The sequence below is a fragment of the Micromonospora sp. HK10 genome, assembly GCF_000982955.1.
Lineage (GTDB): Bacteria > Actinomycetota > Actinomycetes > Mycobacteriales > Micromonosporaceae > Micromonospora.
The window spans coordinates 19643-33484 of the sequence record NZ_KQ058830.1 but is presented as its reverse complement, the minus strand read 5'-3'; the positions used below and the strand labels follow the sequence as shown (position 1 = coordinate 33484).

The 13842-nt window shown below is 75.5% G+C and carries 11 protein-coding genes and 1 pseudogene; 6 read left to right on the top strand and 6 right to left on the bottom strand.

Translation table 11 applies throughout. The features are described from left to right. Nucleotides 1–49: 49 nt before the first annotated feature. Nucleotides 50–1090: an App1 family protein gene (locus LQ51_RS17030; RefSeq protein ID WP_046566991.1), complete on the bottom strand. Its 1041-nt coding sequence runs from the start codon at nt 1088–1090 to the stop codon at nt 50–52. A 129-nt stretch (nt 1091–1219) separates the two neighbouring features. Here LQ51_RS17030 and LQ51_RS17025 point away from each other — a divergent pair, with 129 nt between their 5' ends. From LQ51_RS17025 to LQ51_RS17010, 4 genes are all read left to right on the top strand, one after another. After that, the gene (locus tag LQ51_RS17025) at nt 1220–2830 is read left to right on the top strand and encodes a hypothetical protein (protein WP_046566929.1); all 1611 of its coding nucleotides are present in this window, start codon (nt 1220–1222) and stop codon (nt 2828–2830) included. A 21-nt stretch (nt 2831–2851) separates the two neighbouring features. After that, nucleotides 2852–3649, top strand: a complete 798-nt coding sequence (yaaA, locus tag LQ51_RS17020; protein ID WP_046566989.1) for a peroxide stress protein YaaA — start codon at nt 2852–2854, stop codon at nt 3647–3649. A 95-nt stretch (nt 3650–3744) separates the two neighbouring features. Continuing rightward, complete coding sequence (locus tag LQ51_RS17015; protein ID WP_046566928.1) at nt 3745–4416, top strand: hypothetical protein; 672 nt, start codon at nt 3745–3747, stop codon at nt 4414–4416. Between the two features lie 356 nt (nt 4417–4772). Next, complete coding sequence (locus tag LQ51_RS17010) at nt 4773–5744, top strand: TAXI family TRAP transporter solute-binding subunit (protein WP_046566926.1); 972 nt, start codon at nt 4773–4775, stop codon at nt 5742–5744. 259 nt (nt 5745–6003) lie between these two features. Here LQ51_RS17010 and LQ51_RS17005 read toward each other — a convergent pair. Then, nucleotides 6004–7365 (bottom strand): annotated as a pseudogene (locus LQ51_RS17005) (sensor histidine kinase); the annotation flags it as partial. A 10-nt stretch (nt 7366–7375) separates the two neighbouring features. Beyond that, nucleotides 7376–8044: a response regulator transcription factor gene (locus LQ51_RS17000; RefSeq protein WP_197087802.1), complete on the bottom strand. Its 669-nt coding sequence runs from the start codon at nt 8042–8044 to the stop codon at nt 7376–7378. Between the two features lie 108 nt (nt 8045–8152). On the opposite strand from LQ51_RS17000, the gene LQ51_RS16995 reads away from it, so the two are divergent. Both LQ51_RS16995 and LQ51_RS16990 read left to right on the top strand, forming a co-directional pair. Further along, nucleotides 8153–8491: a DUF952 domain-containing protein gene (locus tag LQ51_RS16995; RefSeq protein WP_046566925.1), complete on the top strand. Its 339-nt coding sequence runs from the start codon at nt 8153–8155 to the stop codon at nt 8489–8491. A gap of 153 nt (nt 8492–8644) precedes the next feature. After that, a complete protein-coding gene (locus tag LQ51_RS16990) occupies nt 8645–9196 on the top strand; it encodes an acyltransferase (RefSeq protein WP_046566924.1) in 552 nt (183 codons plus the stop codon). 107 nt (nt 9197–9303) lie between these two features. On the opposite strand, the gene LQ51_RS16985 is transcribed toward LQ51_RS16990, so the two are convergent. From LQ51_RS16985 to LQ51_RS16975, 3 genes are read right to left on the bottom strand one after another with little or no spacing between them, the layout of a single operon-like run. Then, nucleotides 9304–10587 carry a nucleotide sugar dehydrogenase gene (locus LQ51_RS16985; protein WP_046566923.1) on the bottom strand — a complete coding sequence of 428 codons (1284 nt, stop codon included), beginning with the start codon at nt 10585–10587 and terminating at the stop codon, nt 9304–9306. Nucleotides 10588–10591: 4 nt separating this feature from the next. Further along, entirely contained in the window at nt 10592–12160 is a 1569-nt protein-coding gene (locus LQ51_RS16980; protein WP_046566920.1) for a glycosyltransferase family 2 protein, read from the bottom strand. After that, nucleotides 12157–13728 carry a glycosyltransferase gene (locus LQ51_RS16975; RefSeq protein ID WP_046566983.1) on the bottom strand — a complete coding sequence of 524 codons (1572 nt, stop codon included), beginning with the start codon at nt 13726–13728 and terminating at the stop codon, nt 12157–12159. Before LQ51_RS16975 ends, LQ51_RS16980 begins: the two co-directional genes overlap by 4 nt. Nucleotides 13729–13842: the final 114 nt, after the last annotated feature.

Genomic DNA, 13842 nt, shown 5'->3' with positions numbered 1-13842 from the left:
GTCGCGGGCGCGCCGGAGGGCCACAGCGTGCCGGAAGGGCCCGTCCGGCTCAGACCAGCCCGGCTTCGCGCAGCAGTTTCCAGAGGCCGGCGCCGTCCGGGGCGGCGAGCCACTTCTGCCCCACCGGGCCGGCGGACGGGCGGTCCGGCGGGGTGGGCAGGCTGCCGGCCAGCACCGACTGGGTGGGCGAGAGCCGACGGATCGCCACCCCGGCCACGTTGTCCGGGTGGGCGGCCGCGAACTCCCGGTAGATCTCCTGGTCGTGCTGCCCGTCGTCGCCGATCAGCAGCCACCGCACGTCGGGAAACTCCCGGGCCAGCCGGGCCAGGGTGGCCCGCTTGTGCTCCCGGCCGCTGCGGAACCACCGGTCGGCGGTCGGCCCCCAGTCGGTGAGCAGCAGCGGCCCGGCCGGGTAGAGGTGCCGGGAGAGGAACCGGGTCAGCGTCGGCGCCACGTTCCAGGCGCCGGTGGAGAGGTAGAAGACGGGCGCGCCGGGGTGGGCGGTGACCAGCCGCTCGTACAGCACGGCCATGCCGGGCACGGCGGCCCGGGCGTGCTCGTCGAGGACGAAGGTGTTCCACGCGGCGAGCAGCGGCCGGGGCAGCGCGGTCACCATCACCGTGTCGTCGATGTCGGAGAGGATGCCGAACCGGACATCCGGGTCGAGGATCCGGACCAGGGCGTCCACCGGCTCCGCGTCGGGGACGCTCAGGCGTACGCAGCCCCAGCCCGGGGTGAAGTCGGCCTCGATGACGGTGTCGACGAAGCCGCTGCGGTCGGCGGTCGCCTCCCGGCGTACGCCGCCGGCCTCGATGGTGACGGTCGCGTACTTGGCCGGCAGGGTGGCGAAGCTGCGCCAGCCCCGGACCTTCTCCAGCCGGCCGCGCTGGCGGGTGTCGGGGCGGCCGAGCAGCACCCGGCAGAGCACCCGCGCCCAGCCCGGTGCGCCGTAGCCGGCGTACGCGATGATGTTGGCCTGCCATCCGGTGCGGCGCAGCCGGCGCTCCACCAGGCCGTGCACGGCGTCCTCGATCCGCGCCGCCCGGTGCAGCTGCGGCACGGCCAGTTGGTCCGGTGGTGTCGGTGGCACGCTGCCACCCTGCCACAACCCGGGGGACCCGGCCACGCGAGTGGGGCCGGGCGGAGTGCGCGGATCCACCCCGCCGCCGCCCGGCGCCGTGAAAAACTGCGGTCGCAGGCGACGACGGGGGCGTTGGTCGTGTCGACACCAGTGCGGGACCCGAGGCGACGGCGTCCGACGCTCGACCGGCCGGCGCTGGTGGCGCTGCTGCTCGGCGTGGCCGGGGTCGGTTACCGGCTGGTCCTGACGCTGCTGACCCTGCCCACCTCGAACAGCGACGAGGCGACCTTCGGCCTGGCCGCCCTGCACATCGCCACCGGCCACGAGCGGCCCGTCTTCCTGTACGGCCAGCGCTACATGGGCATGCTGGAGTCCTACCTGGCGGCCCCGCTGCTCGCGCTGACCGGCCCCAGCTGGCCGGTGCTGCGGCTGCCGCTGCTGGTGCTCTACGCGGTGTTCCTCTGGCTGACGTACCGGCTGACCCGCCGGCTCCTCTCCCCCTGGCTGGCCACCTTCGTGGTGGGCCTGCTCGCGCTCGGCTCGGAGCGGGTGGTGCGGGACCAGCTCACCGTGGTGGGCGGGCGGCCGGAGGTGAAGCCGGCGGTCCTGGCCATGCTGCTGATCGCGCTGGCCCTGGCCGACGACCGGGTCCGGCACCGCTGGCTGGCCACCGGGGCGTTCGGGCTGCTCGCCGGGGTGGCGCTCTGGTCCGACTGGCTGATCGCGCCCTACCTGGCGGTGGCGGCGCTGGTGCTGGTCTGGGCGGTGCCCCGGGAGCTGGTCGGCTGGCCGGGCGTGCTGCTGCTGGGCGGGTTCCTGATCGGCCTGGCCCCGATGATCAAGGACAATCTGATCGCCCCGGACGGGCAGGACTCGCTGTCGGTGTTCCGGGAGATCAGCACCAAGGACGGGCTGGCCCCGACGCTCACCGAGCGGCTGCACGGCGGGCTGCTGGAGGGCGTGCCGCTGGCGACCGGCCTCTGCCCGATGGACGGCTGTGCCCGCTGGGCGGGCTGGTTCGGGCTGCTCCTTCCGCCGCTGCTGCTGGCCGCCGCCGGGCTCGGGCTGGTCGCCTACCGGCGGGCCGCGGACCCGGCCGCGCGGGTCCGGGCCGTGGCCATCCTCGCGCTGGTCGTCGGCGCGGTGCTCACCCTGCTCGGGTACGTCCGCAGCCCGCTGTCGGCCACCGACCCGCTGGGCAACGCCCGCTACCTGTCGGTGCTGCAACTCTCGCTGCCGGTGGTGCTCTGGCCGCTCTGGCTGGCCGCCGGGTACGCCTGGCGGGGCGCGGCCGGGATGCTGGCCCGACTCGGCGGCGCCCTGGCCACCCTGGTGCTGGTCGCGTTGGCCGCCGGCACGCTCGCCGGCACCGTGGCGTTCGTCGCCGACGCGCCGGCGCTGCGCGCCGAGGAACGGCGGGCCCGCGAGTTGGCCGACGCGGTCCGCCGGGCCGGCCTGCACGAGGTCTACTCGGACTACTGGACCTGCAACCGGCTGATCTTCAACACCGGCGAGCGGGTGGTCTGCGCGGTGCTGGACGGCAACCTGACCCCGGGACAGAACCGCTACCCGGCGTACTGGAAGCGGGTCGGGCGGGCGCCCCGGCCCGGGTACGTGGTGCCGCTGGGCTCGTCGGCGGAGCGCGGGCTGCGCCGGCTGCTCGGCGACCGGGCCGACGCCGCCGTGGTGGCCGAGGCCGGCGGCTATCGCGTGTACCACCCGGAGAGCGCCGTGCGACCGTGGCGCTGAGCCGGGCCGTAATCTGTGCCGGTGCTCATCCTGCTGCCCCCGTCCGAGGGGAAGGTCGAGGCCGGCGCCGGCCGGCGGCTGGACCTGTCCCGGCTGGCCCTGCCGGAGCTGACCCCGGCCCGGGACGAGGTGCTGACCGCCCTCGTCGCGCTCTGCGCCGGGCCGGACGAGGCGGCGGCCCGGGCCGCCCTGGGCCTCAGCGCGGGCCAGCGCGGCGACCTGCGCCGCAACGCCCGGCTGCGGCAGGCCGCCACCGCGCCGGCCGCGAAGGTCTACACCGGGGTGCTGTACGAGGCGCTCGACCTGGCCTCGTTGCCGCCCGCGGCCGACCGGCTGGCCCGCCGCAGCGTGCTGATCAGCTCCGGTCTGTGGGGCGCGGTCCGGCTCACCGACCGGATCCCGCCGTACCGCTGCCCGATCGGGGCGAAGCTGCCGGGGATCGGGGCGCTGTCGGCGTACTGGCGGCGGGCCCTCGCCCCGGCGATGACGGCGGCCGCCGGCGCCGGGCCGGTGCTGGACCTGCGGTCCGGGGCGTACGCGGCCACCTGGGCGCCCCGCGGCGTGCTGGCCGAACGCACCGTCACCGTGCGGGTGCTGCACGAGCGCGAGGTCGACGGGGTGCCGACCCGCTCGGTGGTCAGCCACTTCAACAAGGCCACCAAGGGCCGGCTGGTCCGGGACCTGCTGACCGCCGGGGCCCGGCCCCGCACCGCCGCCGCCCTGGTCGGGGCGCTGCGCGAGCTCAAGTACCAGGTCGAGGAGCAACCGTCGGTGGCCGGCCGGCCGCGCCAGGTCGACGTCGTGGTGACCGAGCTGTAGCCGCAATTTTTGCTCAAGGCTCGGGCGCAGCGGTTCCGCCCCGGCAGCGACGGGGCCACCGTAGGGGGACCCCGACGTCGACAAGGAGCACTGCGATGGCCCCCGAGCCCGTGACCCTGCTCGACCGGCCCCGCCCGCCGTCGACCCTGCCCCCGCTGGACTGGCCGACCGTGGCCGACGCGTTCGAGGTCGCCTGCCTGCTGCGCTGCACTCCGCCGCCGGCCACCGACCTGCGCCGTCCGGGCACCGGCACGTACCGGGGCGGGGTCGCCGAGTTCAACCGGGAGGACGCGGCCCGCCGCCTGCGGCAGTTGCTCGGCCGCCTCGCCGTGCCGGTCGAGCACGAGCTGGCCACCGGCGGGTTGCGCCGCCGCTACGAGGTGCACCGGCTGTCCGTGCCGCGCGAGCACCGGCCGGCGTACGCGACGCTGGTGGAGGCAGCCTGGCGGCAGGGCCGGCGGGAGCTGCTCGGCGGCCCGGTGCCCGGCGCCTCACCGGCTCGGCGGGTGTGGCGGCCACGGCTGGCCGCCGCCGCCTGGCGGGCGGCGCTGCTGGCCGGCGGGCGGCACGTCCGCCGGCACAGTCTCGGCATCCGGCTGGCCGACCGGGACCTGGCCGCCGTGCTGGTGCGCGGCGCGGCCCTGCTGGACGTCCCGGCGATGCTGCGGCCGGGCGCCGGCTGTTTCCTGGTGAGCGTCGCCAACGGTCCGCACCGGACCCGGATCCTGGCCAGCGCGACGCTCGCCCCGCCCGTGACCGCCTACTGAACCGCGCCCGGCGGCCACCCGCGACCGCGCCGCCGGGGCGCACCCCCTCTGCTCCGGGTGGGCGGGGCCCCCACCGGGACCGGGGCTCCGCTCCCCCGGCCACCTGCCGGTACGCCGGCGCCGACCGGCGTCCTCGGCGGCGGCGACCGGGCCGGCGCCGCGGTCACGGTGCCGGAAGGGGTCCGTGGCTACCGGGCCGGCGCTGCGGTCACAGTGCCGGAGGGGGCGGCCGTGGCTACCGGGCCGGCGCCGCGGTCACGCTGCCGGAGGGGGCAGCCGTGGCGCGGCTGCGGTGTGGTTCGTGCCGCCCGTCACACCCGGCCCGGGCTTGCGCCGCGGGCCGTGCGCGGCGCACAGTGCAGCGCGTGAGCCGACACTGGTCCGTGCCCGGACGACGCCGGGTCGCCGCGCCGCTCGCGCTGCTCATCCTGCTCGGGTCGGCCCTGGCCGCGCTGGCCAGTTGCCGGGACGAGCCGACCGAGCCGGTCCCGATCCGGATCGCCACGGGCAGCCCGACCGCCGTCTACCACGCCTTCGGCCAGTCGCTGGCCGCCATCCTCAACCGGGAGCTGCCGGGGGTACGCGCCAGCGTGGAGGTCACCGCCGCGTCGGCGCAGAACGTCCGGCTGGTCGGCACGGGCGCGGCGGAGCTGGGGTTCACCCAGGCCGACGTGCTGCCTCCGCGCGCCCCCGAGCACCCCGCCGTGCTCGCCGTGGCCCGCGTCTACGACGACCTGCTGCACCTGGTCACCACGGCCGGCGGCCCGGTACGCACGCTCGCCGACCTGCGCGGCCGGCGGGTCTCGGTGGGCGCCGACGGTTCCGGCACCGAGGTCACCGTGAAGCGGCTGCTCGCGGTGGCCCAGCTCGGCGGCGACCGGGTCCACCAGGAGCACCTCGGCCTGGACGACTCGGTGGCCGCGCTGCGGGCCGGCCAGATCGACGCGTTCTTCTTCTCCGGTGGGCTGCCGGTGCGCGGCGTCGCCGAGCTGGCCGGCCGGACCAGCGTGCGGATGGTCGACCTGGGCGAGTGGACCGAGCCGCTGCGCCGCGCCTACGGACAGGTCTACGTGACGCGGGACATCCCGCACTCGGTGTACCGCACCGATCCGGTCAGCACGGTGGCGAACCCGAACTACCTGATCGTCCGGGCGAACCTGCCGGAGTCCCTGGTGCGGGACGTGACCCGGCTGCTGATGGAACGCCGGGAGGAGTTGGCCGCCGCGCATCCGGCCGCCGGCCGGATGAGTCCCCGCGCCGCGATCGTCACCGCTCCCCTGCCGCTGCATCCCGGCGCGGCCGACTGGTACCGCGCCAACAAACCCTGACCCCGGCGCTCCCAGCCGGTGCCGACCGGCGCCCTCAGCCGGTGCCGACCGGCGCCCGCGGCGGGCCGGTCGGCGGGGTCTGCTCCCCGTCTGCCGCAGGGCTGTCCGGGGCCGGCCCGTCCGGCGCCGGTCCGTCCGGGCCTGATCCGTCCCGGGCTGGTGCGTCCTGGCCTGGCCCGTCCGGGCCTGATCCGTCCCGAGCTGGTGTGTCCAGGCCTGGCTCGTTCGGGGCTGGTCCGTGGAGGGCAGGTGCGTCCGGGGCGGGGAACCACAGCTCGGCGACCAGCCCGCGCGGCTCGGCCTGACGCATCACCAGCCGCCCGTCGGAGGCGTCGACCAGCACCGCCACGATGGTCAGGCCCAGCCCGACCCCGTCCACGTTCTGCGCGTCGGGTGCCCGCCAGAACCGCTCGGTGGCCTGGTCGAGCTGGCTGGTCGTCATGCTGGGGCCGGTGTCCCGCACCGCCAGCGCGACCCCGCCGTCGGCCGCCCGCACGGTCACCGTCACCTCGCCCCCGGCCCCGCTGAACTTGACCGCATTGTCGATCAACGCGTCGAGGGCCTGGTCGATGGCGGTCGGCACGGTCCGGGCGTACGCGGGGGCGGTGGTGGTGTCAAGCCGCAGCGCGACCGAGCGGTGCCGGGCCAGCGGCAGCCAGGCCGCCACCCGGGAGGCGGCCACCTCGGCGGCGTCGACGGTGACCCGCTGGTTCTCCTCGCGTTCCGCCCGGGCCAGGGTGAGCAGCGCGTCCAGCACGGTGGCCAGCCGGTCGGTCTCCTCCAGGGCCAGCCGGTGCTCGGCACGCCCGTCGGCGTCGGTCAGGCTCAACCCCAGCTCCTCGACCCGCAGCCGCAGCGCGGTCAACGGATTGCGCAGCTGGTGGCTGGCGTGCGCGACGAAGGCCCGCTGCCGGTCCATCACGTCGGAGACCGCGTCGGCCATGTGGTTGAAGCTGGTCGCGAGCCGGCGCAGCTCGGGCGGGCCGAGCCGGGGACGCACCCGCGCGGTCCGGCGCCCCTCGGCGATCTCGTGGGTGACCGCGTCCAGCTCGGTCACCGGGCGCAGCACCCAGCCGGCCAGCCCGAACGCGGTGGAGACGCAGGCCAGCACAGCGAGCAGGCCGATGCCGGCGAGCAGCAGCCACCAGGCGGCGATGGTACGGCGTACCGAGCTGGCCGGGGTGGCGGTGACCACGGCGCCCAGCACCTCGCCGCCGTCGTTGATCGGGACGGCCACCACCAGCGGCCCGTCCCCCCACGGCCACACCGAATCCGGCCCGCTGGCCTGCTGCCCGGCCAGCGCGGTGTCCAGCGCCTCGTCGGCGCGCGGGCCGAACTGCCAGCTCGCCGAGGCGGCCACGGTACGCCGGTCCCGGTCGACCACCGCCGCGCCGATGCCGTACAGCCCGTCGTAGGCGGCCAGCTCCCCGTCGAGCGGGCCAGGCCCGCCGCCGCGCAGCGCCGGACCGGCCAGCGAGGCGAACCGGTTGGCGTCGGCGAGCCGGTCGGCGCGGACCCGGTCGGTCTCCCGGGTGGCGAGGGTGGCGGCCAGCGGCGTCTCCAGGGCGAGCAGCACGAGCACCATCAGCAGCAGGTAGCTGATCACCAGCCGGCGTCGCACCGGGGGCTCCTCACTCGCCGCGGAGCCGGTAGCCGACCCCGCGTACGGTCTCCACCAGCGTCGGGTCGCCGAGCTTGCCGCGCAGCGAGCCGACGTGCACCTCCACCGTGTGCCGGTCGGCCCAGGTGGTGCCCCAGACGTCGAGCAGGATGCGTTCCCGGGGCACCGCGACGCCGGGCTGCCGGGCCAGGGAGAGCAGGATGTCGAACTCCTTGCGGGTCAGCGTCACGCCCCGGCCGGCGACGCTGACCGTCCGCCCGGCCACGTCGATGCGGACCGGGCCGGCCTCGATCAGGTTGCGCTCCGGCGCGGTGTGCGCGGCCCGGCGCAGCACCGCCTCGATCCGGGCCTGCAACTCCACCATCGAGAAGGGCTTCACCACGTAGTCGTCGGCGCCCAGCCGCAGGCCGAGCACCCGGTCGCGTTCCTCGCCGCGGGCGGTCACCGCGATGATGCCGAGCTGGCTGCTGCGCCGGCGCAGCTCCCGGCACACGTCGGTGCCGTCCCCGTCGGGCAGGGTCAGGTCGAGCAGCACCAGGTCGCAGGGGGCGGCGGAGAGGGCCGCCTCGACGGTGGCCGCGTGCTCGACCTGGTAGCCGCGCCGGGTCAGCGCCGACGAGAGGGCGGCCGCCACCCGCCGATCGTCCTCGACCAGGAGGATCCGCACCCGTGCCCCCATCCGCTCGACGTGTCGCCCTGGAATGGTGGCAGACGCGGCGGCGCGACGGGAGGGCCGGTTGCCGGTGAGCGGGCGCATTCCACCGAGCTGCCGGACTAGGCTGCGGAAATGATCTACAAGATCCTCTCCTCCAGCGAGTGGGAGCAGGCCCGGGCGGCCGGCCGGTTCACCGGCACGGAGTTGGACCGGCAGGACGGCTTCATCCACCTCTCCGCCGCCGACCAGGTGGTGCGGACGGCCCGGCGGTACTTCGCCGGGGCCACCGGCCTCACCGTGCTCGCGGTGGACCCCGACCGGCTCGGCGACGCGCTGCGCTGGGAGGTCTCCCGGGATGGGGCGCTCTTTCCGCACCTGTACGCGCCGCTGCCGGTCGAGGCGGTGGTGACCGCGCACCCGCTGCCGGCGGACCGGCCGGCCGCCGACGCGGTGGCCGAACTGCTGCCCTGACGGCTCGCTATGCTGCGTCAGCCCGCGCCGACACGGGGACGCCTCCCGGGCGGCCGGGCGGTCCTGGCCCGGGCGGGGCCGCGCCGACCGACCGGCACGGTCCACCCGGCACCCGACGGCGCGACGGCGCGCCCGCGACGATGCGAGTAGACAATGACTGACACCAACGACCGGTCCGCCTCCGTGTTCGTCCACCCGACGGCCGACGTGGAGGCCGGCGCCCAGGTCGGCGACGGCACCAAGGTCTGGCACCTGGCCCACATCCGGTCGAGCGCGCAGGTCGGCGCCGGCTGCGTCATCGGCCGCAACGTGTACGTCGACGCGAACGTCTCGGTCGGCGACCGCGTGAAGATCCAGAACAACGTCTCGGTCTACCAGGGCGTGACCATCGAGGACGAGGTCTTCGTGGGCCCGTGCGCGGTGTTCACCAACGACTTCCGGCCGCGCGCCCAGAACCCGGACTGGACGATCACCCCGACCCTGGTCCGCCGGGGCGCCTCGATCGGCGCCAACGCCACCCTGGTCTGCGGCATCGAGGTCGGCGAGTACGCGATGATCGCCGCCGGCTCGGTGGTGACCAAGGACGTCAAGCCGTACCAGCTGGTGGCCGGCAACCCGGCCCGGCCGAAGGGCTGGGTCGACGAGAAGGGCGAGGTCGTCTCGCGCGACGCCGACACCCCGCCGACCGGGCTGACCCAGGGCTGACCGGGCCGCCGTACCGGCCACGGCCGGGCTGCTCGCTCCCCCGGCCGGCCACTGACACACCGCGGGCCCTGACCGATCCGGTCAGGGCCCGCGTCCGTGCGGCGGGGTCAGCCGCCGATGACCACCCGGCGCACACCGGTCCAGCGGGCCGGGTCGGTGACCCGGCGGCCGTCGACCAGCACCGTCACGCCCGGCAGGTCGGCCGGGGCGAGGGTGCGGTATTCGGCGTGGTCGGCCTGGATGACCGCCGCGCCGACCGGCTCACCGTCGTAGCCGGGCAGGCCGTGCGCGGCCAGCTCCTCGTTGGTGTACATCGGGTCGGAGACGTACGGGACGGCGCCCCGCTGGCGCAGCGCCTCGACGGTCGGGAAGACCCCGGAGAAGGCGGTCTCCTTCACCCCGCCCCGGTAGGCCGCCCCGAGCACCAGCACGCCCACGCCGGTCAGGTCGCCGTACGCGGCGGCGAGCAGGTCGACCGCGTAGTCCGGCATGGCGGCGTTGGCCTCGCGGGCCGAGCGCACCACGGTGGCGGCCGGGTCGTTCCAGAGGTACATCCGCGGGTAGATCGGGATGCAGTGCCCGCCGACCGCGATGCCCGGCTGGTGGATGTGGCTGTACGGCTGGGTGTTGCAGGCCTCGATCACCTTGGTGACGTCGACACCGACCGTGTCGGCGAACCGGGCGAACTGGTTCGCCAGGCCGATGTTGACGTCCCGGTAGGTGGTCTCGGCGAGCTTGGCCAGCTCGGACGCCTCGGCCGAGCCGAGATCCCAGACGCCGTTGGCCCGGTTGAGGTCGCCCCGCTCGTCGAAGTCCAGCACCGCCTCGTAGAAGCGGACCCCGTGCTCGGCGGACGCCTCGTCGATGCCGCCGACCAGCTTCGGGTAGCGGCGCAGGTCGGCGAAGACCCGGCCGGTGAGCACCCGCTCCGGGCTGAAGACCAGGTGGAAGTCCGTGCCGGCGGTCAGGCCGGAGCCCTCCTCCAGCATCGGCGCCCAGCGGTTGCGGGTGGTGCCGACCGGCAGGGTGGTCTCGTAGCTGACCAGGGTGCCCGGGCGCAGCCCACGGGCGATGGCCCGGGTGGCGTCGTCCATCCAGCCGAAGTCCGGCACGCCGTCGGCGTCCACGAACAGCGGCACGACCACGACCACCGCCTCGGCCTCGGCCACCGCGGCGGCCGTGTCGGTGGTGGCGGTGAGCAGCCCGGCGGAGACCGCCTCCTTGAGCTTGGTGTCCAGGTCGGTCTCGCCGGGGAACGGCACCGCGCCGTCGTTGACCAGCGTGACGACCCGCTCGGAGACGTCCGCTCCGATGACCCGGTGCCCCTTCGACGCGAACTGCACGGCGAGCGGCAGTCCGATCTTGCCGAGGGCGACGACGCAGATGTTCATGCTTCTACTTTCCTCCTAGTGGGAGCCGGCGCTGCAGGCGGGCCATCAGCCTGCGCGGCGTCACAGGTGCTACGGCGATCACGAGCTGACCCTTGTGGTTCGTGGTGGTGGTGATGACGTGCAGTCGGGCGCCGTGGCGCACCACGGACCGTACCGGCACCGGCCGGCGGGGCCCGCGCAGCGCCGCCGACCCGGTGGCGCCGAGGGCGGTCACCTGGGCGGAGACGACGCGCAGCTCGCCACCGGGGGCGACGGTGGCCAGCACCCGGCCCAACGGTATCCGGGCCCGGACGGTGGTGCCGGTGGCGTCGGCGTCGACCGCGAACGTGACACCGGCGACGTCCCCGGCGCAGAGCCGGAGGTCCGAGGCGCGTTCCGTGAGGTCGGGTCGAGGGCTGCGGGCGGTCACCAGCAGCGCGCGGGCGCCGGCCCGGCCTCCCTCGAAGGTGGCCGAGACGGTGTCGAACCGGGCCAGCCAGTCGGCGACCGTGTCGGTGATCTCGAACCACGGGTCCGGGACGGCCAGCCGGGGATCCCGGAACCCCGGATAGCCGGCGTACCAGCGGTCGCCGTCCAGCACGGCCGGCGGGATGCCCAGCTCGGCGTCCTGCCGGATCACCGCCAGCAGGTCGTCGAGGTCGCCGTGCCGGGCCGCGCCGAGCCGGACCCGGGCCTCGATGGGGAGCCGGTCCCGGATGTCGTCGGTGAGGTACTGCCGGGCCAGCTCCCGGACCCCGGCGCGCACCTGCTCCTGGACGTCCCGCGTCAGCAGCAGGAAGTCGTTCTCCAGGAGCTTGGCGACCTCCCAGGTGAAGTGCCGCAGCAGCACCGCGTCGCGCCGCTTGCCGGGCTCGATCAGGTCGGCCACGAACCGGACGAGCTGCTCGGCGCAGCGCAGCCGCTCCAGGTGCCGGCTCTTGTAGGTGATGTTGCGGGCGTTCAGCCGGCGCACCGCGTAGTAGTAGTCGTAGTCGGCGAGCACCGAGATCCGCCGGGCCCGGAAGCACGCCTCGATGGTGAACGGCTGGTCGCTGCCGACCGGCATGTCCTCCGGGTAGCGCAGCCCGTGGCGTTCGATCAGCTCGCGCCGGAACAGCTTGGTGTTCGACAGCGACCACGGCAGGGCGGAGTCGAACAGGTCCACGTCCGGGTCCGTGGCCGCGAAGATCGCCTGGTGGATGTAGCGGCTGTTGACCCCGACGGTACGGCCGAGCACGACGTCCGAGCCGTACCGGTCGGCGGCGTCCACCAGCCGCTCCAGCGCCTGCGGCCCGAGGTAGTCGTCCGAGCCGATGAAGAAGACGTACCGGCCGGTGGCGTGCTCCAGCCCGACGTTGCTGGGCTGCGCCGGCCCGCCCGAGTTGGCCTGGTGGATGACCTTGACGGTGCCGGGGTGCAGGCGCGCGAAGCGGTCCAGCTCCCGGCCGCTGCCGTCGGTGGAGCCGTCGTCCACCGCCACCACCTCCAGCCGGTCCCGCCCGATGCTCTGCTCGACCAGCGAGGTCAGGCAGCGGGTCAGGTACGGCATGGTGTTGTAGACGGCGGTGATGACGGTGACGTCCGGCTGGGTCACGTGCCGGCTCCGACCGCCGGCTGCACCTCGTCCGCCAGCCCGGCCGCCCCGCCGGCCGGCCCGGCCGGTGCCCGGCCCGGCAGCAGCCGGCGGTACACCGCGTCCAGCACCTCGGCCTGGGCCTCCCAGGTCCAGCTCTCCAACAGCCCCGGCCGGTCGTACGCGGCCCGGTAGCGGTCGGGGTCGGCCAGCACCGCCCGGACCGCCCGCACGTAGTCCGCGACGTCCTCGGCCCGGAACACCTCGCCCTGGCCGGTGTCGCGCACCGTGCCGGCCATCGTCTTCACGTCGCTGACCACCAGGGGCAGCCGGGCGTGCGAGTACTCGAAGAACTTGGTGATCAGCGCGATCTCGTGGTTGGGCCAGTGGTGGATCGGGATCACCCCGGCGTCCGCCGCCGACAGGAACGGCACCACCTGCCAGTGCGACACGTACGGCAGCGCGTGCACCCGGTCGGCGACGCCGAGCCGGGCCGCCCGGGCCAGCACCTCGACCAGGTACGGGCCGTCCGGCTTGTTGACCACCAGCGCGACGTGCACGCCCGGCAGCTGCGGCAGGGCGGCGACCATGGTGTCCAGGCCGCGCTGCGGGCCGGCGGCGCCGCTGTAGACGAGCAGCGGCACGTCCGGGCCGATTCCACACCGGGCCCGCAGGTCGGGTGCCGGAGCCGCGGGGTCGAGATCCACCGACCGGGCGGCCGGCGCGTTGAGCACCACCTCGGGCGGCTGGGCCAGCCCGTGCTCGCGCTGGAGCAGCTCGGCCAGGCCGTCGGAGACGGTCACCACCGCGTCGGCGTACGGCGCGTACTCCCGCTCGTGCGCCTGGTTGGCGGGCCGCCAGCGGGCGTTGTCGTGCCAGGGCCGGACACCGGGCAGGAACTCGTGCGCGTCCCAGACCAGTTTGATCTCGCGCCCGTCGAGCGCCGCGCGGATCTTGGCTCGCGCGCCGACGCCGAGCATCCGGAAGTCGTGGGCGTGGATCAGGTCGGGACGCAGCTCGTCGATGACCGGCCCGAAGGCCAACTCGTAGTCCCACAGCCCCGGCTCCAGGCGCCGCCAGGCGCCGTCGCCCTTGACCGTCTGCCAGAACCGAGTGTACGCGCGGTCCCAGGGGCTGCGGAGCTTGCGCCCGGTCCGGGCCCGGGTCAGCTGCCAGTACCGGAACGACACCCACCGGCGCAGCGTCTGGGCGGCCAACTGCTCACCGCGCAGCAGCTGCCACCGCCAGGCCGGCACCCGCTGACCGGCCCGGGCGGCGAGGGTCAGGGTGGCCCGGCGCAGCCGCAGGTCCGCCAGCCAGGCCTTGGCCTGCTGGGCACGGTGCGCGGCGATGCCGTTCGGCGGGTACGCCAACGGCCACCGCAGCCACGCCCGGCGGAACTCGTGCCGACGCCGGGCGAGCGGGTCCGGCATGTCCACCAGCCGCACCTCGGCCCGCCCGAGCCGCCACGTCTGCGGCGGTCCGCCCGGCGACCGGCCCAGCAGGATGACCTCCCACCCGGCCTCCGCCGCCGACTGGGCCGCCTTCTGCACCCGGGAATCGCCGTGCACGCCGTTGTCGACCAGCATGACGACCCGTCCACCGGCCTCCGGCGCCACGACAGCACCGTCGCCCCTCATTCTCTGCCCCTCCGCTGAGCCGGCCCGCTGAAGCCGGCGCCCGGCGCACCTACCACGCCCTGT